Consider the following 20,749-nt stretch of genomic DNA (forward strand, 5'->3'; position numbering starts at 1 on the left):
CTTGTTTAAGCACAAAGCCGCACTTTGAAGTGCGGCTTTTTAGTGTTTAGCCTTATCGCTTCGAATAAGGATAAAACTAACTGTAATAATTGGGATCAGGTCTTGACTCTAGAGGTTGTTTCTTCAAGCTCTTTTGCAGCGTCAGGATCATTGAAAACAGCGATATCAAATTCATTTTCTGATTTCGCAACGACACAAGTGACCATACAATCACCAGTGACATTAACAGCAGTTCTCGTCATATCAAGTAATCTATCGACACCGATAATTAACGCAATCCCCTCAACAGGTAGTCCAACTTGATTTAACACCATAGCCAACATAATCAAACCGACACCTGGAACGCCTGCAGTACCAACAGAGGCGAGTGTGGCTGTAAGAATAACCATTAAGTAATCATTTATTGTAAGGTCAACGCCGAATACTTGGGCAATAAAGACAGTTGCTACCCCCTGCATAATCGCAGTACCATCCATATTGATAGTTGCACCAAGCGGTATAGTAAAAGAAGCAACCGAATTATGCGCACCTAACTTTTTAGTTGCGGTTTCTAATGTCACTGGCATAGTCGCGCTGGAACTCGAGGTGCTAAATGCAAACATGCAGGCATCTTTCATTTTTTTGAGGAAAACAACCGGGCTTAGCCCTGTAAGTAACTTAAACAAAATAGAGTAGTTAATAAACGCATGAATAAGCAGTGCCAAGACTACCACCATAAAGTATTTTCCAAGCTCAACAATTAAGCCCATATCGATGGTAGTAAATAACTTGGCCATCAAACAAAATACCCCGTATGGTGCAACGTTCATCAGTAAAGTGACAAGCTTTAGCACAATAGTGTTTAAATCTTCAAATACTGCGGCCAATCGAGCCCCTGCATCTCCACTCAGTGCCATGGCAATACCAAACAACAGTGCGAACACAATGATTTGCAACATATTGCCGTTAGCCATCGCATCAATTGGGTTGGTTGGGAACATATTGATAATAACTTGAACTAAGGTTGGCGCTTGCTTTGCATCGAACGAGGCTGTGCTGGGTACTTCAACGTCTCCACCTGGAGCAAAAAACAGAGCCAGCGTTATCGCAACTGTAATTGCTATCGCAGTTGTGATCAGATAAAGACCGATAGATTTCCCACCTAATCGGCCTAACTTTTTCGGATCGCTTAGACTACACGTGCCACACACTAATGAAATAAAAACTAAAGGAACAACAAGCATCTTTAAGCTTGCAATAAAGATTTGGCCACCGATATGAAACAAACCATCAACAAAAAAACCTTTAACAGGCAGGTCAAAAAGACCTAAAGGTATAAGTACTTCTTTGCTGTCGCCAAGTATGGTCTGGAGTATAAAGCCTAACGCTACGCCTAATACCATACCTATCATAATGCGCGCCGTTAGGCCCATTTTTTGATTTTCTGACATTGTCCTAACACTATGTATTTTAAAATCCGTAAAGCTTAACAGGCTTAGCGCAGATGAACAGCATTTAGCGATAGAAAATCGAGTTAATCTAATAAAAAATTGTGATTTTATCGCTAAAATTGGGTTACTATTGAGCAATAATAAAATTAACTTAGCTAGGGAGACAGGTAAATGCCCTTGATGCGCTATTTTGGCTTGCTGATAATCGCATTTTTACTGACTGCATGCGGCGGTGGCGGCAGCATTCAAAAAGATACTGACAATGGAAATGGTGATGGTAGTGATGGCACATACGCTATAACATTATCAGGTTCAGACAGCGACGGTAATACAGCAAATACACTTTCGTCCACTTCTCCTCTCATTATTACAGCAACATTAACAAAAGATGGCAGCGCGCTTGCGAACAGTCGCGTTGTTTTTGAAAGCGATGAGTTTGCAGTAATGGAACCTAGTTCAGGTTCAGTGTTAACTGATACAGAAGGGAAAGCTTCGGTTACCCTAAAGGTAACCAATGTGGTCGGAGCTGGTCGCATTACAGCGTCTTATGAACAAGGTAGTAACACAGTATCAAAGACGTTCGATTTTACCTCCCAAGGTGGTGGTGACAACTCAGATAATACGGCCTCAGGTAAGCTTGAGGTGATGCTACTAAGCCAGTGTCCTGTGGGCTGGGATACAAATCGTGACCAAGCAATGATAGATCCAATTGCGGCGGGGTGTACGCGTGTTAATCAGGTGTCATCAAATGAAACTGCTGATATTTTTATCAAGCTCACCTCAAGTCAAACAAGTGATGCAATCGCTAATGCGCTAATTAGTGCTGAAACTACATTGGGTACCATTTTACCTGCAACTGGCACAGCGTTAACTGATAATTTTGGTATCGCTATCTTAAAGTTTCAACCAGGAAATCAAGGTGGAGCAGGGACGATAACCGTAAATTCACCAGACTATGTTGATGTTACCCAAGCAATTAACTTTAACGTCGGTGTTGCGCAGCTAAATGTGTCTATTGATAACGGCCTGGTTGATGGTGATGGCGTTCAACAACAGCTTTCAGCTGGTGGTAGTACCGTGATTACTGTAACGCTGAAAGACCAAAATGGTGCCTTAATTAATAGCGCATTTGAGGTGGCATTTAGTTCCCCTTGTTCATCTGCTACACCGGCTTTGGCCGAACTTGATGAAAGTGTGAACACGTCAAACGGTATTGCACGCTCTACTTACCGCGCTAAAGGCTGTCAAGGTGAAGACCGCATTTCAGTGACCATTCAAAACGGTAGTTCGCCAATTAACAAAGAAACCACGATTGAGATCGACAGTGCACTTGCACAGGCCGTACAGTTTTTACCAGAAGAAGAAGGCTTCAACCAGTTTATTGCTTTACCTCCAGGCGAAGGGGGCTTGCCGACGCAATCAGTCGTGAGCTTTAAGCTAGTCGATGAAGACAATCTTGCAATTCCCCGTGCTCGTGTTGATTTCAGGTTATCTGATGAGCAAGGCTTGGCCTCTCTTACGCAAATTACGGGTAATACCAATGCTAATGGTATTGTGAGAACTACAGTTAAGTCAGGTATCGTACCGGGGCCACTTGTTGTTAGTGCATGTTATATCCCAGAAGAATCTTTCGTTAACTTGCCAGATGGTGACGCAATAACTTGCTGGACAGATATTGCAAAGGCATGTAACGATACTGATGCCACAAACGATGATGTTCGTTGTCCTACTGGCGTTATGCATACAATCCCACTAAGTGAACAGATTTTTGGTGTGTCTTCAGGCTTAATATTAAGCTCTGGTGTTACCGATCAAGATACATTTGATGCCTCTCCAACCACGTTTAATACCAACTCACTTAATCATAGCGGAGTAACCACCGATATAAGGTTATTTTTTGGCGATCAATTCAACCAATTTAATGCTGATGGGGTCGCTGCAACCGTTATTGCAGAGGCTGGGGCAATAGGTAGCCTTGATTCACCTGACACTTATGATTGCCGAACAAACCAGGCTTCTTGTACTGTTGTGTGGCGCAGCCAAGGCGATAGACCTTTTTATGATTATCGCTGGGGTAATCGAATCGGTGACATTGACGGTAATTCAAATACATATGAAGGAGTTGCACCAAAATTGGCCGCAACTCTATCGAATAGCCAAAAAGCAGAGCCCTCAAATTGGAATTGTGATCCTTATTTTGGCAGTCCAGCTCCTTGTATTGAGGGGATGTTAAGACAAAGAGATGCATCTATAACTGATGGAGAAACGACAGCTCTCAGACGCGTAGTGGTTGGGGGGCGCGTAAGTGTGCTAGCTTTTGTTAAAGGTCAAGAGAATTTTCGAGATGAACAATCCAGTGATGGTATTGAGCGTAGGAATGGTCGATTTGATATTGGTGAATATAGGCAAGAGTATGATCTGACTGAAGCTTTTTTAGACACAAATGAAAATGGACGGTTCGATAAAGAAGATTGTGATGTTACTGCTAACTCGGGTCCATGTTCTCCTACTGGGACGAAGAATGGCGGGCATGACGATTGGTGGATAGATACAAATAATAATGGTTTATTTGACTTTGATACTGATGGCAACGGCACTTTTGAAGGCGATGGCAGGTATAACGGGTTGCTGTGCTCGGAAGCTGCCGAAAATGCTGGTGAGTGTACTAGGGAACTGGTAAATGTCTACAGGCAGTTTGAATTAGTAATGTCTGGAGATGTGCCCTATGTCCGCTTCACGGTGTTTCAGTCATTAACAGACTCAGGTACTTGTGCTAATAGTAATGGCTTAGTTTTGGAAACGTCTGATCAAGATGGCTATTGTGATATCGCAGAAGTAGACTTTACTGTATCAGACAGCCCTGCTTCTGTTCCTATCACTATCTTCTTTAGTGATGAGTTTGGAAATCCATTGCCCGCCGGCACTGATGTGGAGATTTCCACAAATAATGGCGAATTAACAGGTGGGACAATCACGCGCGTAGTTAGTAACAGTGGAAAGGCAATACCAGGTGAAATTGAGGTTATTCTAGTACCTGAAACTGAACCAAACAATAAGTTTGAAGGTCTTCTGAACATTAAATTTACATTTCCTGCTTTAGGAGATGATGACAGCGACAGGAAAGTTAGCAACAAAGGTATAAAAGTCAGAGACGCAGGTTAATTCTTCAAATGCCAACTTTCGGGTTGGCATTTTTCTTTCTATTCCTTTATATTCCCGTGCCTTAACCTTATATAAAAGAAAACGTCCCTAAATTGGCTGTTTATTGTACATAAATTGGATAATAATTCAGTGATCAGGGAAAAGTTCGTATATTTAGCTTGTAACAATAGGTGTTTGTAGATATACCTATAAGTAATTCAACGCCCAAGTAAGGGCAAACACAGACAGAATCGGTCAAAAATAGGCAGCTATGGGCAAATCGCTAGTAATTGTAGAGTCTCCCGCGAAGGCAAAAACAATCAATAAATACCTCGGCAAGGACTACATTGTTAAATCCAGTGTAGGTCATGTTCGAGATCTTCCTACTTCAGGCGCAGGCAAAACAAAAGGTTTGGCAACTAAGTCGCCAGCTGAAGTACGCAAAATGTCACCTGAAGAAAAAGCGCAATACAAAAAGCAAAAAGACTATGCAAACTTGGTTGCGAGGATGGGGATTGACCCTGAAAAGGGTTGGGAACCGCATTACGAAATTTTGCCTGGTAAAGAAAAGGTAGTTCAAGAGCTACAAAAACTTGCTGAAGATGCAGACCACATCTATCTGGCGACGGATTTGGATAGAGAAGGGGAAGCGATTGCTTGGCACCTTGAGCAAATCATTGGCGGTGATGAAAGTAAATACAAGCGCGTGGTATTTAATGAGATCACCAAAAATGCGATAAAGCAAGCTTTTGAAGATCCAGGTGAGCTAAATACTGACATGGTATATGCACAACAGGCAAGACGATTCCTTGACCGTGTTGTGGGCTTTATGGTTTCGCCATTGCTTTGGCAAAAGGTTGCCAGAGGGCTGTCTGCTGGTCGAGTGCAATCAGTTGCAGTAAGATTACTTGTTGAACGAGAGCGTGAGATAAAAGCATTTATTCCAGAAGAGTTTTGGGATATTCACGCAGATGTTAAAGCAACAAAAGATGATATTCGCCTAGCGGTTACTAAGTTTAAAGGCGAAGCATTTAAACCAGTAAATAAAACGCAGGCTGATACTGCTGTTCAAGTGCTCGAAAACAGTGCTTACGAAGTCGTCAAAGTTGAAGAAAAGCCAAGTAAGAGTAAGCCGAGTGCACCATTTATTACCTCGACAATGCAGCAGGCTGCAAGTACTCGCTTAGGTTATGGGGTTAAGAAGACCATGATGCTAGCCCAGCGTCTCTATGAAGCTGGTTACATTACCTACATGCGTACCGACTCGACAAACCTATCCAATGACGCGCTTGAAATGTGTCGTGGCTACATCGAAAACGAGTTTGGTAATAAATATTTGCCGGATGGTCCACTGCGCTACTCGGCGAAAGGAAATGCACAAGAAGCACACGAAGCTATTCGTCCTTCAGATGTAAACGTGTTGTCTGGTCATCTTGATGGCGTGGAAGCGGATGCTAAAAAACTGTATGAGCTGATTTGGCGTCAATTTGTAGCCTGCCAGATGACCCCAGCTGAGTATGATCTAACGACGCTTACCGTGGCGGCAGAAGACTACACCTTGAAGGCTAAAGGCCGCGTACTTAGGTTTGACGGTTGGACTCGTGTACAACCTTCAGTTCGTAAGAAAAATGAAGAAGATCAAGCGCTACCAAGTGTAAGTGTGGGTGATAAACTCAACTTGATTGCATTAGACCCGAAACAACACTTTACAAAGCCACCAGCGCGATATAGTGAAGCAAGTTTGGTTAAAGAGCTAGAAAAGCGAGGTATTGGCCGACCTTCTACCTATGCTGCTATTATCTCGACCATTCAAGATAGAGGCTATGTACGTGTAGAGAATCGACGTTTTTATGCCGAGAAAATGGGTGAAATTGTTACCGACCGCTTGGTGGAAAACTTCAACGACTTGATGAACTTTGATTTCACTGCGAAAATGGAAGGTCGACTGGATGATATTGCAGAAGGTGAGCGGGTTTGGACGCAGGTACTAGACAAGTTCTATGCTGATTTTTCTCATCAGTTAGAAATTGCTGCCGGTGATGAAAATGAAGGCGGAATGCGACAAAATGTCATGGTAGAAACAGACATTGACTGCCCAACTTGTTCAAGAAAGATGGGGATCCGTACAGCTTCAACCGGTGTTTTCTTGGGTTGTACTGGTTATAATTTGCCCCCCAAAGAACGTTGTACCACAACAATTAACCTTGTATCAGGTGATGAAGCTGTTGCAGCGGATGCAGATGAAGAGGCAGAAGCTGAGTCACTTCGTCACATGAAGCGGTGCCCTATTTGTGAAACAGCAATGGACTCGTACCTCATTGATGAAACCAAAAAGCTTCATGTCTGTGGTAATAATCCTGCATGTAAGGGTTATGTGATTGAAACTGGTTCATTCAAAATCAAAGGCTATGATGGCCCTGTTATTGAGTGTGACAAGTGTGGCGCGGATATGCAGCTTAAATCTGGGCGATTTGGCAAATATTTTGGCTGTACCAACGAGTCGTGCAAAAATACGCGAAAATTATTGAAAAATGGTGAGGCTGCGCCACCTAAGGAAGATCCAGTTCCATTACCTGAATTAGAGTGTGAAAAATCAGACGCGCATTTCGTGCTACGTGATGGTGCATCTGGTATTTTCTTAGCGGCGCATACGTTCCCTAAATCGCGAGAAACAAGGGCACCAAAAGTTGCAGAGCTTAAACGCTTTAGAGATAGAATTTCGCCAAAATTTTATTATTTGGCTGACGCACCAGAGCAAGACTCAGATGGAAACTTGGCAATTGTGCGTTACTCAAGAAAAACCAAGACTCAATATGTAATGACCGAAGTAGACGGCAAGGCTACTGGCTGGAAGGCAACTTACAGCGATGGTAAATGGGTTGAGGAAGAAAAGGCGACACGTAAGAAAAAAGCCTAACCGCTTTTAAGGACATAAGGCTGCTCAATCTCTTGAGCAGCCTCTTACCTGCATATGTTACTACTATTTGATTTCTACATCTTTGACTTTTTGATATCTAGTCGCTTGTAATTCATCATTTACACAGCTTAGTACATACCTTTTTAGTTCGGAGGCTTGTACCTCATCATCTTTTGCCCAATCAAGGCACATTTCAGTTAGCTCTTGAACCAAGTCTGTGGGTGCAACTGGTAACTCATCGTTTGCCTTTACCAAAGTAGAAGCAAATAAAGACAGAGCGATTAATGATGAAGTTAAGGTTTTCATTCGTTTTACCTGTTAATTGAAAGAACAAGTACGTTTTAAAGCAAAAATTAAAATAAAGAAAACGAATTAATTTTGTCTTAAAGAGCAAAAAATTGATTTAAGTTATGAACAATAAAACGTGAGAATTAGGATTCATAATGCTACATTTAGCGGTTAAATGTAATCTTTAGAACAAGGTAATGAGTAATAATATGGAACAAGATGTTAGGTCTAAAAGTGAGCAGCCTAATCGCTACGAGCACCTTTTAGAGCGAACTCTTTTTAAAGGTAGATGGCTTCTAGCTCCTTTTTTTGTTGGTTTGTTATTAGCGATAGTACTACTGCTATTAAAGTTTTTTAAGCAGCTCTATGTCATGACTATCACCGCGCTTAGCGCGACAAATCAAGAGCTGTTAATTGGTATTTTAACACTGGTTGATACTGCTCTTTTGGCAGGGCTATTAATCATCATTATTTTTAGTGGGTATGAAAATTTTGTTTCGAAGTTAAATGTTGAACCGCAAGAAGATAAGCCTACCTGGATGGGAAAGGTTGGGTTTTCTGGCCTCAAAATCAAGCTTATTAGTGCCATTGTGGCTATCTCAGCCGTAGAACTATTAAAAGTATTTATTCACTCTCACGAGTTAACCAGCGAACAACTCGCATGGAAAGTTGGGATCCATATCACTTTTGTTATTTCTGGGGTGTTATTCTCTGTGACAGACTTTATAAACAGTCGGACGCATTCCCACTAAGCGTTACTCAACCTTTTTACTTGCATATAAAAGTAGCAAGCTGATAGCTATACAGTAGCCAAACATCACAAGTACGCTACTGATAGCTTGATGATGCTCTAAAAGGTAAGTTTTTAGAGCACTGTCTAAAACCAGAGCGAACATGCAGGAGAGTGAGAGTGAAATAGTATTGTTAACAATACTGCCAAGGGCAATACACAGCATAAAACTGGATACTGAGCCTGCAAAAATGAGAATATAAACGGAGTAAGGTTGTAGTGCAGACAAGCTGTCGCAAACAAGTATGATAATAAGTTGATATAGTGCCAGGCATAGAGCCAGTTTGCATGCGGCAATGTGATATGCCCGTTTAATGGAAGTCAGGCTCGAGTAGATAGGAAGCAAATAGAGTTGATCCCAGCTCATCCTAGTTTGTAGCTTTGACCAACACACGAAAATCGCAACCATAATTGTCAGCACATCCATAAACATCATCAAAAACTGAGAGTTGGCATCAAAAAACACGGCGGCAATTATTGCAAGGAGACCTGCTAACACAAAAAGTTGGCAGGTTTGTAGCAGCAAGTTTCCAGAAAAATAACTCATAGGCATCAAAAAATGCCGAAACTTCTGTGTCAACCAAGCTGGCGTGAAAGTATGAACAGGTAGTAACCCCGTTTGAATATTATTAAGGTAGGTTTGATAGGCCTCTGGGTGCCAGTGGCAGTTTTTTTGCCTTGTAAAAATGAAGTATAAAGCAATGAGGCTCGGTGGGATCGCTAACGCGGCTAATGTAGTTGGTTGGTGACCAAAAAACATAGCAGCCATTAAAAGCAGCATAAAGAAGTAACTATTGTGCTTAAAGTGGCGACTGCTTCTTTGCGTGAGCAAAAAGAAGTAGCCGCAGTATGCGCTGGCAAATAGCATGCTACAGATAACCTCAAGCACCGGTTGGTTTATCATAGCTAGCGCATTGAACGCGTAGCCAAGTAATAAAATAAGTCCACCTTGCTTGTAAACATGATGCTTGAGCGCAGGGAATAACATTGCTCCTTCTTGCGCCTGAAGTTTGACAACTTGCCAGCAGAACGCCATCCATAAAGCACTAAGTGAGAAAACTAAAGCAAAACTTTGAAGATGTTGATCTGCTATCATGAACGCAAAAGGAGACACTAATGCGCCTAATACGCCAGGAATGAAGAAGTTGGCGGAGCCACATTCTTTCATCCACAGTCCAGAGAATCCTGACCAGTAATTTGCCTTGCCGATGAATCTCATTGATGTAGCTCCACAAAAAGCTGCTCAAGATTTGTGATGTTATGTTCAGGTTTTTTGGATCTTAAGTTACAGGAGCTTGCTTGATATACGGTAGAACGCTGAGACTGATGAAGTATTGTGGCTCCGGGTAAAGGGTCGCTGGCGCTATTTGGAACAATTTTGATCTGTTCTTTTAAGCTGTCGAGTTCTCCCGAAACGAGTACCTCTCCGTCTTTGATGATTGCAATATGGCTCGCGATACGTTCGACATCTGAGGTGATATGGGAAGAGAAAAGCACCCCTGAACCTGCTTCCAATGCCAACTCAAACAAATCACTCATAAAAGCTCGGCGTGCAATGGGGTCTAAGCTGGAAACGGGTTCATCCAAAATCAGTAACTGTGGACGGTATGACATAGCCATGATAAGCGCTAAGCTTTGTTGCTGTCCACCAGAAAGGTTACTCACTAGCGCGTTGCCATCAAGCTCAAGTCGCGATAGCCATGTTTGCTCTAGCGTACTGTCCCAGTTAGGGTAAAAGCTTTTGTGTAGTGCCAGTGCATCATTGACTTTAAATCCTTGATAGCCACACGGTTGTTGGGGTACATATCCGATTCTTTGCTTGCATGCAGGACTAAGCTGCCGATTGTCACTGTCTAAACACCTTACGACTCCCGTGTTTTGTGAGATCAGGCCAAGGGCGATACGTAATAATGTGGTTTTACCCGCACCATTTCGCCCCAATAACCCCATCACCATACCCGGCTCAATAATAAGGTTGATATTGTTTAAAACAGCTTTACCTGCAAACTGCTTATTTACTTGATTAAATTCTAGTAGTGGGCTTGTCATTATTCTTGTTCCCAGTTTTTATCTATCAATGATAACAACTCTGTTTTACTTATCCCCAGTTGCTTAGCGTCAGTGATTAAAATACTTAAATTTTTTTGCAGAAGGTTGTCCGTTTGTTGCATGGCTAGTTGCTTTGCTACCCGGGTTGGCTGACCGCGTCTGCGTTCAAGCCAACCTTGATCTACTAGTTGCCCAATTGCACGAGATACTGTCATGGGGTTGACTGCAAAGTACTCTGCAAGTTTTCTCACCGAAGGCAATTCGTCTCCGGGATGTGCTTTACCAGACACGATTAACCGCACTATTTGATCAAATAGCTGTTTGTATATGGGCTCTGCGCTGTTGGGGTTGACATGAATAAGATCTAGCATTACTCTGATTCTACTGTATTAATACAATAATACACTGATACACTCATTTAAAGTTAGCATACTGGCGATGAGTCAACAAGGAATTAACTATGAAAAAGCCATTTAACATTAAGAAAAACTTAGTAAAGTTGGCGGCAGTACCCTTACTTATTAGTGCTGCGTTGCCACTTCGTGCAGCGACATCAGCAGTTGAATTAGCGCCTTGCTACGCTAAACACCTGAGTGATAGAGTGCAGTGTGGTACATTGTCGCAACCATTAAGTGATGAAAAACAAGATCAAAAAATTGATATTCACTTTATGGTTATTCCTGCTATCAAGCCCTTATATCCGCAAGAAGCAATACTCGCGTTTGCAGGCGGTCCTGGGCAGTCGGCGACGAGCATCGCAGCGAACTTTGAGCGCATTTTAAAATATGCCAGAGAGAATAGAGACATCATCCTTGTTGACCAAAGAGGAACTGGAAAGTCTAATCTTTTACAGTGTGGGCTTGATGATCTCGCAAGCCAGTTTGCTGTGGATGATACTTTATTAGGCTTAGACTTTTACAAAGAAGACACTATTGAGTGTAAAGAAAAACTAGCGACAGACTTGTCTGATTACACCACCCCCGCTGCGGCCAAAGACTTCGATGCGGTAAGAAAAGCGCTTGGCTATAGTAAGCTGCATTTATACGGTGGCTCTTATGGCACTCGTATTGCACTTGAGTATATGAGACAGTTCCCTGATAGCGTGGCGTCAGCAGTATTAGACGGTCTTGCACCAAGTAACCAAAGCTTATTAGCGATTGGCGGGGCGATTGAAGACTCGTTGAATGCGTTGTTTAAACAATGCCAGTCGGATCAAAAATGCGCCCAAGCTTACCCTAATTTAGCCCAGCGTTGGCAATCATTACTGACACAAGTTGAGCAAACTCCACTTAAAGTATCCGTTTTGCACCCAAGGACAAGTCAGCCATTAGATATGACAATGACTAAGTCTAAGCTATATGGCGCAATCAGGATGGCTCTTTATGCTCATCCTTCAAGAGTGTTGATCCCTCTTGCTATTAGTGAAGCGAGTAAAGGTAACGTATTACCTTTAGTGGGTATGATGGCGCCGAATGAGGACGGTATGGATCTCGCCCTTGGTATGCATCAGGCCATTGTATGTGGTGAAGACTGGGCAAGATTATCAGGTGCCGATAAAGAGAAGTACAGCAAGAATTATATTGGTAAGACAATGGTTGAAGGTCTCGATATTACCTGCCCAATATGGGATGTTAAACCGGTTCCTGATAGCTACTATGACCCTGTAGAGTCTGATATACCAACGCTTTTGCTATCTGGTGGTTTAGACCCAGCTACGCCAGCAAAGTGGGCTGAAGTGGCGATGGAAAAACTGACTAATGCAACCCATTTAGTGGCACCGACAGCAACCCATATTGTTGCGAGTCAAAGCTGTGCAAATAAACTTATTGCTAAGTTTTATGATGAAAAAGCTGTCGGAGATTTTGATACTAGTTGCCTTCAAGAAGATACACGTAAGCAATTCTTTATGAATATTAATGGCCCAGCCAGCATTGCTGATAAGGAGTAAGTCATGATCCAAGTAGATAACTTATATAAAAAAATTGGTGAAGTGAACGCGTTAGATGGGCTTTCATTCACAGCTAGTGATGGCCAAATTACGGGGTTACTAGGCCCGAATGGTGCTGGTAAAACAACATGTTTGCGCACTGTGTTTGGTTTGCTTCAGGCTGATAAAGGTCATGCCACGATAGATAATATTGATGTTGCTAAAGAGCCAACAAAAGCGAAACAGCAGCTTGGCTTATTTCCCGATCCATGTGGGCTCTATGAACGAATGACACCACGTGAATACACTCAGTTTTATGCACAGTTGAGTGGTATGGAACCAAAGGCAGCCGCAGCTGCCACACAAACGGTACTTGAGAAGTTACAAATGCTTGATATCGCTGATAGGCGTTGCAAAGGGTTTTCTCAAGGTCAGAGAATGAAAACAGCGCTAGCACAAGCGATTGTACATAAACCAACAAATATTGTTCTGGATGAGCCGACTCGAGGGCTGGATGTAATGAGTACCAGAGTGCTACGTGATCTGCTGTTGATGTTAAAAGCACAAGGTCACTGTGTGTTGTTTTCAAGCCACGTAATGCAAGAAGTCGCAGCACTTTGCGATCATGTGGTCGTGATGGCCAAAGGTAAAGTGGTCGCACAAGGCTCCCCGCAATCACTTTGTGAGCAAACAGGTAAAACCTCCTTGGAAGAAGCATTTATCACCTTAATTGGTACAGATGAAGGAATTGCGGCATGATGAAGTTGATTTCAATATTGTTTAAAAAAGAAGTGCTAGATGCAAGTCGAGATAAGCGCTCAGTAATGGCCGGACTTTACTACTGTATTGGTGCGCCCATCCTAATGTGTGTACTGTTTACCGTGATGTTTAAACAAATGGCATCACCAGAGGCATTAAAAATCACGATAAAAAATGCACATAATGCACCAAATCTCGTGCAGTTCCTTGCAAGTAAAGAAATTGAACATGGAGAGGGAGAGGAAGTTAAAGCGATTACTTTGGAGATCAGTGACGATTATCAGGTCAATATGACGCAAGGAAAGAGCGCCACGGTATTTATTATTGCGGATAAATCAGAGCAAAAACTACGTGCGTCAATTAATCGTTTGGAACGTAATTTGATGCTATACAACAGCGAAGTTGCTTCACTACGTCTGGTGGCCCGTGGTATTGACCCAACCATTGCCCGCGCAATCGACGTGCAAACACATGATCAAGCAACGCCTACTTCTAAAGGTGGATTTGTGCTTGGGATTGCCACGCTATCTATTATTATTTCGCTTTTTTACGCTGCGATGGGAATGGCCATTGACAGCAGTGCAGGAGAGAGAGAGCGCAACTCTTTACAACTGTTATTGAGTCACCCAATAAGCACAACACATATTGTACTAGCTAAAGTAGGCGCAATTGCAGGTTTCTCTATCATTGCATTAATTTTAACCACTGTAGTCTCTAAGTTTGCATACAACATGGTGCCGTGGGAAATGATGGGCTTTACCGTTATTATTGATTTTACGTTTATTGTTACAGCGATTTTAATTGGCTTACCAATAGCACTAATGTCTGCCAGTTTGCTTATCTTTATCTCTTTTCTTGCCAAGTCTTTTAAAGAAGCACAATCTTATGTCGCAATGGCGTTGTTTATTCCAGTAATGATGAGTATGGCGACAACGTATGATATCGCCACGGATATTATGCAGTGGATGCCTATCGCGGCTCAGCAAAATGCCATGATAGAGATCATCAAAGGTAATGCTATCCCTGTACCGCAGTTATTACTCTCTAGTGCGGTAACTTTGGGGCTATTTGCTATCTTTACCTACTTAAGTAGCCGCATGCTGAAAAGTGAAAAAGTGGTGTTCGGATTATAATATCAATGAATTAGTTCGCTTGAGATCTACACCCCAAGATAAATGAAAATGGCGCTCCATGTAAGCGCCATTTTTTGTATTTAACCTCACTGTAAATTCACGTATAATCAGCGCCCCATAATTGATGTAGTAATGTAGCAAAGCTTGAAAGCTTTACTACAGACTTGAGTAAGTATGAGTACGGCACCTAACACCATGATAGAGCAAGATAATCGTAAAGAAGTTTTAGAGTTCAATAAGCTGCAAAAGCGTTTGCGCCGCAATGTCGGTAATGCCATTAAAGATTATAATATGATCGAAGAAGGTGACGTCGTAATGGCTTGCATCAGTGGTGGTAAAGACTCATTTGCAATGCTGGATATTTTGCTAAATCTAAAAAAAGCAGCGCCGATCCATTTTGATGTTGTAGCGGTAAACCTAGACCAAAAGCAGCCCGGTTTCCCTGAGCATATTTTGCCTGAGTACTTTGAAAGCTTAGATATTCCATACTACATCATAGATAAAGATACCTATTCAGTGGTTAAAGAAAAAGTACCTGAGGGTAAGACTACCTGTGGGCTCTGCTCTCGTTTACGCCGTGGTACTTTATATTCTTTCGCCGAGAAAATTGGCGCGACGAAAATAGCGTTAGGTCACCACTTAGATGATATTGTTGAGACACTGTTCCTAAATATGTTCTATGGCGCGAGAATGAAGGCGATGCCACCAAAGCTGCGTTCAGATGATGGTCGCAATGTGGTGATCCGCCCACTAACTTATGCTCGCGAAAAAGATCTGCTTCAGTATGCCGAGCATAAAGACTTTCCAATCATTCCATGTAACCTATGTGGCTCACAAGAAAACTTACAAAGGCAGAATATCAAGTCTATGTTGGTGGAATGGGACAAGAAAACCCCTGGCCGCGTAGAGAATATTTTTAAATCTATTCAAAACGTTAGCCCAAGTCAGTTGGCAGATACAGAGTTATTCGATTTTGAAAGTCTGCCTCTTGATAGAAATGGTGAACGAGAAGCGTATGACTTTAATGAGGCTGTAGTTTCGTCAACAAATATAGATGAGTCACTCTTTATTGATGTGACAAATATTTAATACCTATTAGCATTAATATTTGCTCAATTTGGGCGTAAATTTGACGCTAACTGCGTTAAGATTTTCTCACCTCACAATAGACCACTTAATTACGACAATTGGGATAACTTCTCGTTGCGCTAGGTGCCTTTACCTAGCGCTGTATTTAGCCTCCTTTTAAAGTGGTTTTAGCAGTCCGCCTTTTTGCTCAAATCTCCAATCAATCAACCCCATTTTGACTTTATTACTGAACAGTATTACTGAACAGTTTGCGCTGCCCGATAGAAGGTTCATGTTTAACAAAACGGGCATGGATGCTTCCTTCACCCTCGGGTTAATGGGTATTACATGCGTTCGAGACTGAGGTCAGAGCGGGGAACTCAATCAGTGCTTTATTAAAAATTTATCATTAGGAGCAATCCAATACTAACTGTGTTGGAAATTGCAATTATTTTCTATTTGTTATTTTAAATGCAACTAATAATTGTTACTATTTATATGCTGTTTTTATAATTATCTTGTGTGACCCCTAATGAACAAAATATCTAAGCTTTCCCTTATTGTCTTAGCGATAATGTATCCCTCGCTGCAAGTGTCAGCAAAGCAACAAAATGCTCAAGAAGAAATGACAGAGCAAGAGATTGAAACGATCACGGTGGTGAGCCGAACATTGAATCTATATCGTAATGGTGAGTCCACTACGGCAAAGCTTGCGGTTGACCCATTAAATTCAACTCAGATGATTACCTCGCTGAATGCGAATTTGATCCATGACTTAGGTGCAAGAGACGCTAAGGATTTATACCGCAATATTGCAGGTGTTAGTCAATTCAGTTATGCCGGAGTCACAGCACGTGGTTTTCGTCAGGAAGAAATTTACTTTGACGGCTTAAGAGGAGACCCATACGTTGGTTTTAACGTACCGCAACTTTTTAATGTTGAACGTGTCGACTTTTTAAAAGGACCATCAGGTATGCTCTACGGACCTGGTGCACCAGGGGGGCTATTTAACTACATTACAAAAAAGCCACAAGCAGAATTTAGTGCAAACACACGTATCATCTTTGGTACAGACAACCGTTTTGGCGGCTCTGCAGAAGTCACCTCTGAAGTTGCTGAAGCACAAAGCATTCGACTCGGCGCGTTTTATGAACAACAAGATACCTATCGTGATAACAGCGCCAGTGAAGTCGCAATAATTGACACAGGCTATGCCTATGACTTTGATGATGCACGTCTGGTACTGCAATATACACACTACAAACAAGATCTTGATGCTAACCGACTTCGCGGTGTGCCAGCAGATGATAGTGGCGAGTTTCTGACCTATCCTAAGTGGAATCATAATGAACCATCCGACTTTTTAGATCTGACATCGGATGTACTACAAGCGAGTTTGGTTGGTGAGCTAACTTCATCTCTAAATTACGACGTAGCACTGCGCTATATTGATAATGAGCAATCACAGAACTATCATGAGCCAAGGGCGTTAATAGACAGTGACGGTAATGGGTATATTGACCTAGTAGCGCGTGAGTTTCGCGATCAATTAAGAGCGCAATCCCAACTGTCGTTTGCTGCAAACTTTGTCTATGAGAGCCAAGCATTCAGTGCCGAACATCGTACAGCATTTGGTATTGACATCTATTCAGGTGAAGAAGATGCCTTGTTAGGTCGTGCCTCTGCTTCAAATGACTTTATTTTCCGCTATCTAAATGGCACCTCTCTAAACTCTGATATTTTGCCACTGTCGTTACATAAGCCACGTTATGGAGAAACAGACCCGAGCCAATACAATGTCAAATTTGCGCCACAGCGCACTACAAAGCAAAAGCGTAACGGTGCTTACGTTTTAAATGAACTAGCTTGGGATAAATTTACTCTAGTTAGCGGTATGCGTTTCGATAAGTTTGAGGACGATGCGAACGGCACTAAATTTGACGATAGCAACATCAGCTTTAGAGTGGGTGGTATTTATAAGCTATCTAACGACGTGTCGATATACTCACAATGGGCTGATTCTTATGAGCCTCAGGGCGTTTCGAGTCAGGATGTGCAAGCTGGTGGACCGTTCGACCCGACAACCGGCGACATCATCGAAGTTGGTGTTAATGCTGAGCTATTCAGCGGCAGCACGTTGTTGAAGGTGGCGGGTTACGAAATAAAGAGGCAAAACCTGCTGCAAAGTACAGGGGTCGACCCAGAACAAGATGGAGTTGATAATCTAGCTGCAATTGGTGAAATAACCAGTAAAGGTGTGGAGGTTGAACTTATCACTGACGTGACACCAGATTGGGTGGTGAGTTTTGCATATGCTTATAATGATGCCAAAATCACGGCTGATAATGGCTCTGGTGGGATCCGCAATAGTGTCGGTGATAGATTTGCCAATGCGCCAGAAAATCAATTGGGCATTTGGACAAGATACCAGATCCCACAATGGAACTTAGCATTTGCTGTCGGTGGGAATTATGTCGATGAGCAATTGAGCCTATCGGGGCAAACGCTTAATTCATACTTTGTTGCTGATACTTCAATCATTTGGGAAGTAGACAACTACAGCGTGTTATTTAGAGTTGAAAACGTCTTCGACAAAGAATATGCCGAGTCTGGTTTCTTAGCACGTACCGGGCATTTCCCGGGCGACCCTAGAAATGCGTTTCTTGAGTTTACCTATAATTGGTAGTTTATCGTTGTCATCAATCGTTGTGAGGGCTAAATGTTAGACAAAACCAAGCAAAGAAAACGACTGCGGAAACTGTATGATTTGCATGCTTGGGTTGGTTTTCAGCTTGCGATGGTCATGTTTGTGATCCTCACAACCGGCACAATTGCAACGGTATCAAATGAAATTGACTGGCTTGTCTTCGATCAAATGCGAGCGACGGACAAGCCCCAAGGAAAGTCTGAGCATACTGCGACAGCTTGGCGTGCGATGTACGAGTCAATCTCAACGCAATACCCTGATGGACGTATGTTAACGTTAGGCACTATTGGAGGCGACTATTTTACATATCGAGCACGTGTGTCGTTTGAGAGTGATAAAGACAGATATGTGCATGTCGATCAATGGACTTATGAAGTGACAGGGGATATTTCAACACTGACCGTACAACGGTTTTTTAGAGACTTCCATCGTTATATGTTTATGCCTGCCGTCCCTGGGCTACCAATCGTTACTTTTTTCGCTTTTGTCTTATTGATTTCTCTTTACACCGGTCTAAAAACCACAAAAAACTGGAAAATAGCGCTTTGGCGTGTGCGACTAACAAAAGGGTCGAGGGTGCTATTAAGTGATTTACACAAGATGCTAGGGTTGTGGGGACTCTGGTTTACTACCATCATTATTCTGACGAGCTTTTGGTATTTATTTGAGTTTGGTTTACGGGTAGTCGATCATAGTTTGGAGCCAAGAACACCACAAATAGAACAAATCAAATCAGTTCAAGGTCAAGTCGCGCTCTCTGGTGAGCAGTTCGAGGCTGCTTTTAATCAAGCTCAGGGGGCTATCAACGGTTGGACTATCACCAGTGTACATTTTCCAAGAACAGAAACATCTGCACTACGCTTTCAAGGTGTAGCCAGTAACCCACTACTTCGTGATCGTGCTCATAAAGTCTATATCAACCCCGCAACATTAGCGATCGTCGAGGTCCAAGCGCCGCAAAACCTAAAACTTAGCAGTTATCTCAATGAGTATGCCGATCCACTGCACTTCGGCTATTTTGCTGGGCTGGGCTCAAAATTGGTGTGGTTTTTAATGGGGGTTGCATTGAGCGGAATGTCATTAACAGGTGTGTTGATGACATGGAAGCGGACAAAATCATCACATATCACTCGAGCACAACTCGCTACCGCGCCACTCTTTTTGCTATCCGCGTTTTACTTCGTGTTCTGGATACAGAGATATATCTAGTCATGACAGGTTATTCTTGATTTTTCCTTAATTTTGGTAGCCTGACTGGCAAGCAGAACAAGGGTTTTATTTTATTGAACCTAGAGGCTGGATTTTTCGTATAAATAGTTGTTATTTATGAATAGTTCTAAGAGTTAGTAAACGGATAGAGCGAAAAACAACGAGTAGTGAATTGATACTCCAGCCTTTGTTTGCCTGCATGACTTACTATATAGTTGATAACAACCCTATTTAAACGCACATGGCGAAAGTAAATGTGCACGAGAGGCTTCGGTGAGACGACTACCACTAACATTTAAGTACATATTTTGTATAGCGGCTTTGGCAATGGGGGCCACAAATGTGCATGCCCAAGAGAGCATGTCACAGCAAACTTGGCAAACTTCGACATCTTTACCCGTAGCATTTCAGGAAATTTATCCGACCGTTTTTATCAATCGCATTTTTGTAGGTGGTGGGTTTAGTGCTTCGGAGCTGGAGACTTTTCAAGGGCTTGGTCCGTCCGATAAGGTGTATCTGTTAAATCCATCGGAGGAGATATGGAAGCGTGCTCCCTCTTTACCTGATCCGAGGCACCATATAGGGTTTGCAAGTAATATTCATTACCTCTATGCAATAGGTGGATTTAGCGGAACAAAGGGAGCAGTATGGAAACCTCAATCGACAGTATATCGCTTAGATGGTCGCCTCAGACGTTGGGTGTCAGCACCAAGTTTACCAAGTCCTTTAGCTGAATCTGTATATGCTAGCATGGGGATGAATATTCATGTTATTGGTGGCAAGACTCTTGACGATGATTCTGTTAGCAACATTGATAGTACAGCGCACTATGTATTAAAAAACAATGCTTACTGGAGTAGAGCAAAGCCGTTGCCGAGTCCAAGAAGTTCTGCGGCCAGTGCCGTGATTGGCGATGATATTTATGTAATTGGTGGGCGGACAAGCGGGGATGAAGCTACAAATTTAAACACGGTAGAAGTTTATAACAGCACAACTGATTCTTGGAGAGCGTTGGCACCTCTACCCATAGCGGCAGCTGGTTTAGCCGCAAGCGTGATTAACGGTAAGATCTTGGTTACTGGTGGCGAAGCTCTTGATTATCAAAATGAACAGGGTACTGGCAAGGTTTACAAGTCTGCATGGCTTTATGATCCAAAACTTGATGCCTGGCAATCGTTGCCGGATATGCCATTTCCACGTCATGGCCACGGTCAAGTGAGTCATAATGGCTGGGTTTATGTGATGGGAGGCGCTTCAAAACTAGGCCCGAAAGAAACGCTAAAGAGTACGGTTAAATTCAAGTTACTCGATTAGTGCACTGTCACAAAAAT

General features: G+C 42.5%; 15 protein-coding genes. 10 read left to right on the forward strand and 5 right to left on the reverse strand.

The genetic code is table 11. The features are described from left to right. Window positions 1-95: 95 nt before the first annotated feature. Window positions 96-1,430: a dicarboxylate/amino acid:cation symporter gene (locus J8Z24_RS06260; RefSeq protein ID WP_252095473.1), complete on the reverse strand. Its 1,335-nt coding sequence runs from the start codon at window positions 1,428-1,430 to the stop codon at window positions 96-98. 171 nt (window positions 1,431-1,601) lie between these two features. On the opposite strand from J8Z24_RS06260, the gene J8Z24_RS06265 reads away from it, so the two are divergent. Both J8Z24_RS06265 and topA read left to right on the forward strand, forming a co-directional pair. Continuing rightward, complete coding sequence (locus tag J8Z24_RS06265; RefSeq protein WP_252095474.1) at window positions 1,602-4,592, forward strand: Ig-like domain-containing protein; 2,991 nt, start codon at window positions 1,602-1,604, stop codon at window positions 4,590-4,592. Window positions 4,593-4,842: 250 nt separating this feature from the next. Next, the gene (gene topA / locus J8Z24_RS06270) at window positions 4,843-7,488 is read left to right on the forward strand and encodes a type I DNA topoisomerase (RefSeq protein ID WP_252095475.1); all 2,646 of its coding nucleotides are present in this window, start codon (window positions 4,843-4,845) and stop codon (window positions 7,486-7,488) included. A gap of 63 nt (window positions 7,489-7,551) precedes the next feature. Here the strand turns inward: topA and J8Z24_RS06275 are convergent, their stop codons facing one another. Beyond that, window positions 7,552-7,794, reverse strand: a complete 243-nt coding sequence (locus J8Z24_RS06275; protein WP_252095476.1) for a hypothetical protein — start codon at window positions 7,792-7,794, stop codon at window positions 7,552-7,554. A 179-nt stretch (window positions 7,795-7,973) separates the two neighbouring features. Between J8Z24_RS06275 and J8Z24_RS06280 the strand changes: the two genes are divergently transcribed. After that, window positions 7,974-8,528 (forward strand): TIGR00645 family protein, encoded by a 555-nt coding sequence (locus J8Z24_RS06280; protein WP_125253850.1) that lies wholly within the window; start codon window positions 7,974-7,976, stop codon window positions 8,526-8,528. 3 nt (window positions 8,529-8,531) lie between these two features. On the opposite strand, the gene J8Z24_RS06285 is transcribed toward J8Z24_RS06280, so the two are convergent. Genes J8Z24_RS06285 through J8Z24_RS06295 form a run of 3 tightly spaced genes read right to left on the reverse strand, consistent with a single transcriptional unit; the run spans window position 8,532 to window position 10,986 of the window. Next, window positions 8,532-9,785, reverse strand: coding sequence for a hypothetical protein (locus J8Z24_RS06285; protein WP_176031851.1), 1,254 nt, complete (start codon window positions 9,783-9,785; stop codon window positions 8,532-8,534). After that, window positions 9,782-10,615, reverse strand: coding sequence for an ABC transporter ATP-binding protein (locus J8Z24_RS06290; protein WP_252095477.1), 834 nt, complete (start codon window positions 10,613-10,615; stop codon window positions 9,782-9,784). Before J8Z24_RS06290 ends, J8Z24_RS06285 begins: the two co-directional genes overlap by 4 nt. After that, a complete protein-coding gene (locus tag J8Z24_RS06295) occupies window positions 10,615-10,986 on the reverse strand; it encodes a GntR family transcriptional regulator (RefSeq protein ID WP_125253853.1) in 372 nt (123 codons plus the stop codon). The genes J8Z24_RS06290 and J8Z24_RS06295 overlap by 1 nt, the downstream gene beginning before the upstream one ends. 89 nt (window positions 10,987-11,075) lie before the next feature. Here J8Z24_RS06295 and J8Z24_RS06300 point away from each other — a divergent pair, with 89 nt between their 5' ends. The 7 genes from J8Z24_RS06300 to J8Z24_RS06330 all read left to right on the forward strand — a co-directional run bounded on the left by J8Z24_RS06300 (window position 11,076) and on the right by J8Z24_RS06330 (window position 20,732). Then, entirely contained in the window at window positions 11,076-12,563 is a 1,488-nt protein-coding gene (locus tag J8Z24_RS06300; protein ID WP_128729905.1) for an alpha/beta hydrolase, read from the forward strand. A 3-nt stretch (window positions 12,564-12,566) separates the two neighbouring features. Further along, entirely contained in the window at window positions 12,567-13,301 is a 735-nt protein-coding gene (locus tag J8Z24_RS06305) for an ABC transporter ATP-binding protein (protein ID WP_128729906.1), read from the forward strand. After that, window positions 13,298-14,434 carry an ABC transporter permease gene (locus J8Z24_RS06310; protein WP_125253856.1) on the forward strand — a complete coding sequence of 379 codons (1,137 nt, stop codon included), beginning with the start codon at window positions 13,298-13,300 and terminating at the stop codon, window positions 14,432-14,434. Before J8Z24_RS06305 ends, J8Z24_RS06310 begins: the two co-directional genes overlap by 4 nt. A 195-nt stretch (window positions 14,435-14,629) precedes the next feature. After that, on the forward strand, window positions 14,630-15,523 hold the full coding sequence (gene ttcA / locus J8Z24_RS06315; protein ID WP_125253885.1) for a tRNA 2-thiocytidine(32) synthetase TtcA: 894 nt from the start codon (window positions 14,630-14,632) through the stop codon (window positions 15,521-15,523). 511 nt (window positions 15,524-16,034) lie between these two features. Next, window positions 16,035-18,188: a TonB-dependent siderophore receptor gene (locus J8Z24_RS06320; protein ID WP_176031849.1), complete on the forward strand. Its 2,154-nt coding sequence runs from the start codon at window positions 16,035-16,037 to the stop codon at window positions 18,186-18,188. A gap of 33 nt (window positions 18,189-18,221) precedes the next feature. Further along, on the forward strand, window positions 18,222-19,418 hold the full coding sequence (locus J8Z24_RS06325) for a PepSY-associated TM helix domain-containing protein (RefSeq protein WP_176031848.1): 1,197 nt from the start codon (window positions 18,222-18,224) through the stop codon (window positions 19,416-19,418). A gap of 360 nt (window positions 19,419-19,778) precedes the next feature. Continuing rightward, on the forward strand, window positions 19,779-20,732 hold the full coding sequence (locus tag J8Z24_RS06330; RefSeq protein WP_252095478.1) for a Kelch repeat-containing protein: 954 nt from the start codon (window positions 19,779-19,781) through the stop codon (window positions 20,730-20,732). Window positions 20,733-20,749: the final 17 nt, after the last annotated feature.

The organism is Pseudoalteromonas sp. SCSIO 43201 (assembly GCF_023716725.1).
GTDB lineage: Bacteria > Pseudomonadota > Gammaproteobacteria > Enterobacterales > Alteromonadaceae > Pseudoalteromonas > Pseudoalteromonas peptidolytica.

What these genes read in the sequence shown, in the direction of transcription:
- J8Z24_RS06330 (WP_252095478.1), top strand. Translation starts at nt 19,779, where the DNA reads ATGTCACAGCAAACTTGGCAAACTTCGACATCTTTACCCGTAGCATTT.
- J8Z24_RS06310 (WP_125253856.1), top strand. Translation starts at nt 13,298, where the DNA reads ATGATGAAGTTGATTTCAATATTGTTTAAAAAAGAAGTGCTAGATGCA.
- J8Z24_RS06280 (WP_125253850.1), top strand. Translation starts at nt 7,974, where the DNA reads ATGAGTAATAATATGGAACAAGATGTTAGGTCTAAAAGTGAGCAGCCT.
- J8Z24_RS06295 (WP_125253853.1), bottom strand. Translation starts at nt 10,986, where the DNA reads ATGCTAGATCTTATTCATGTCAACCCCAACAGCGCAGAGCCCATATAC.
- ttcA (WP_125253885.1), top strand. Translation starts at nt 14,630, where the DNA reads ATGATAGAGCAAGATAATCGTAAAGAAGTTTTAGAGTTCAATAAGCTG.
- topA (WP_252095475.1), top strand. Translation starts at nt 4,843, where the DNA reads ATGGGCAAATCGCTAGTAATTGTAGAGTCTCCCGCGAAGGCAAAAACA.
- J8Z24_RS06290 (WP_252095477.1), bottom strand. Translation starts at nt 10,615, where the DNA reads ATGACAAGCCCACTACTAGAATTTAATCAAGTAAATAAGCAGTTTGCA.
- J8Z24_RS06325 (WP_176031848.1), top strand. Translation starts at nt 18,222, where the DNA reads ATGTTAGACAAAACCAAGCAAAGAAAACGACTGCGGAAACTGTATGAT.
- J8Z24_RS06285 (WP_176031851.1), bottom strand. Translation starts at nt 9,785, where the DNA reads ATGAGATTCATCGGCAAGGCAAATTACTGGTCAGGATTCTCTGGACTG.
- J8Z24_RS06300 (WP_128729905.1), top strand. Translation starts at nt 11,076, where the DNA reads ATGAAAAAGCCATTTAACATTAAGAAAAACTTAGTAAAGTTGGCGGCA.
- J8Z24_RS06265 (WP_252095474.1), top strand. Translation starts at nt 1,602, where the DNA reads ATGCCCTTGATGCGCTATTTTGGCTTGCTGATAATCGCATTTTTACTG.
- J8Z24_RS06275 (WP_252095476.1), bottom strand. Translation starts at nt 7,794, where the DNA reads ATGAAAACCTTAACTTCATCATTAATCGCTCTGTCTTTATTTGCTTCT.
- J8Z24_RS06260 (WP_252095473.1), bottom strand. Translation starts at nt 1,430, where the DNA reads ATGTCAGAAAATCAAAAAATGGGCCTAACGGCGCGCATTATGATAGGT.
- J8Z24_RS06305 (WP_128729906.1), top strand. Translation starts at nt 12,567, where the DNA reads ATGATCCAAGTAGATAACTTATATAAAAAAATTGGTGAAGTGAACGCG.
- J8Z24_RS06320 (WP_176031849.1), top strand. Translation starts at nt 16,035, where the DNA reads ATGAACAAAATATCTAAGCTTTCCCTTATTGTCTTAGCGATAATGTAT.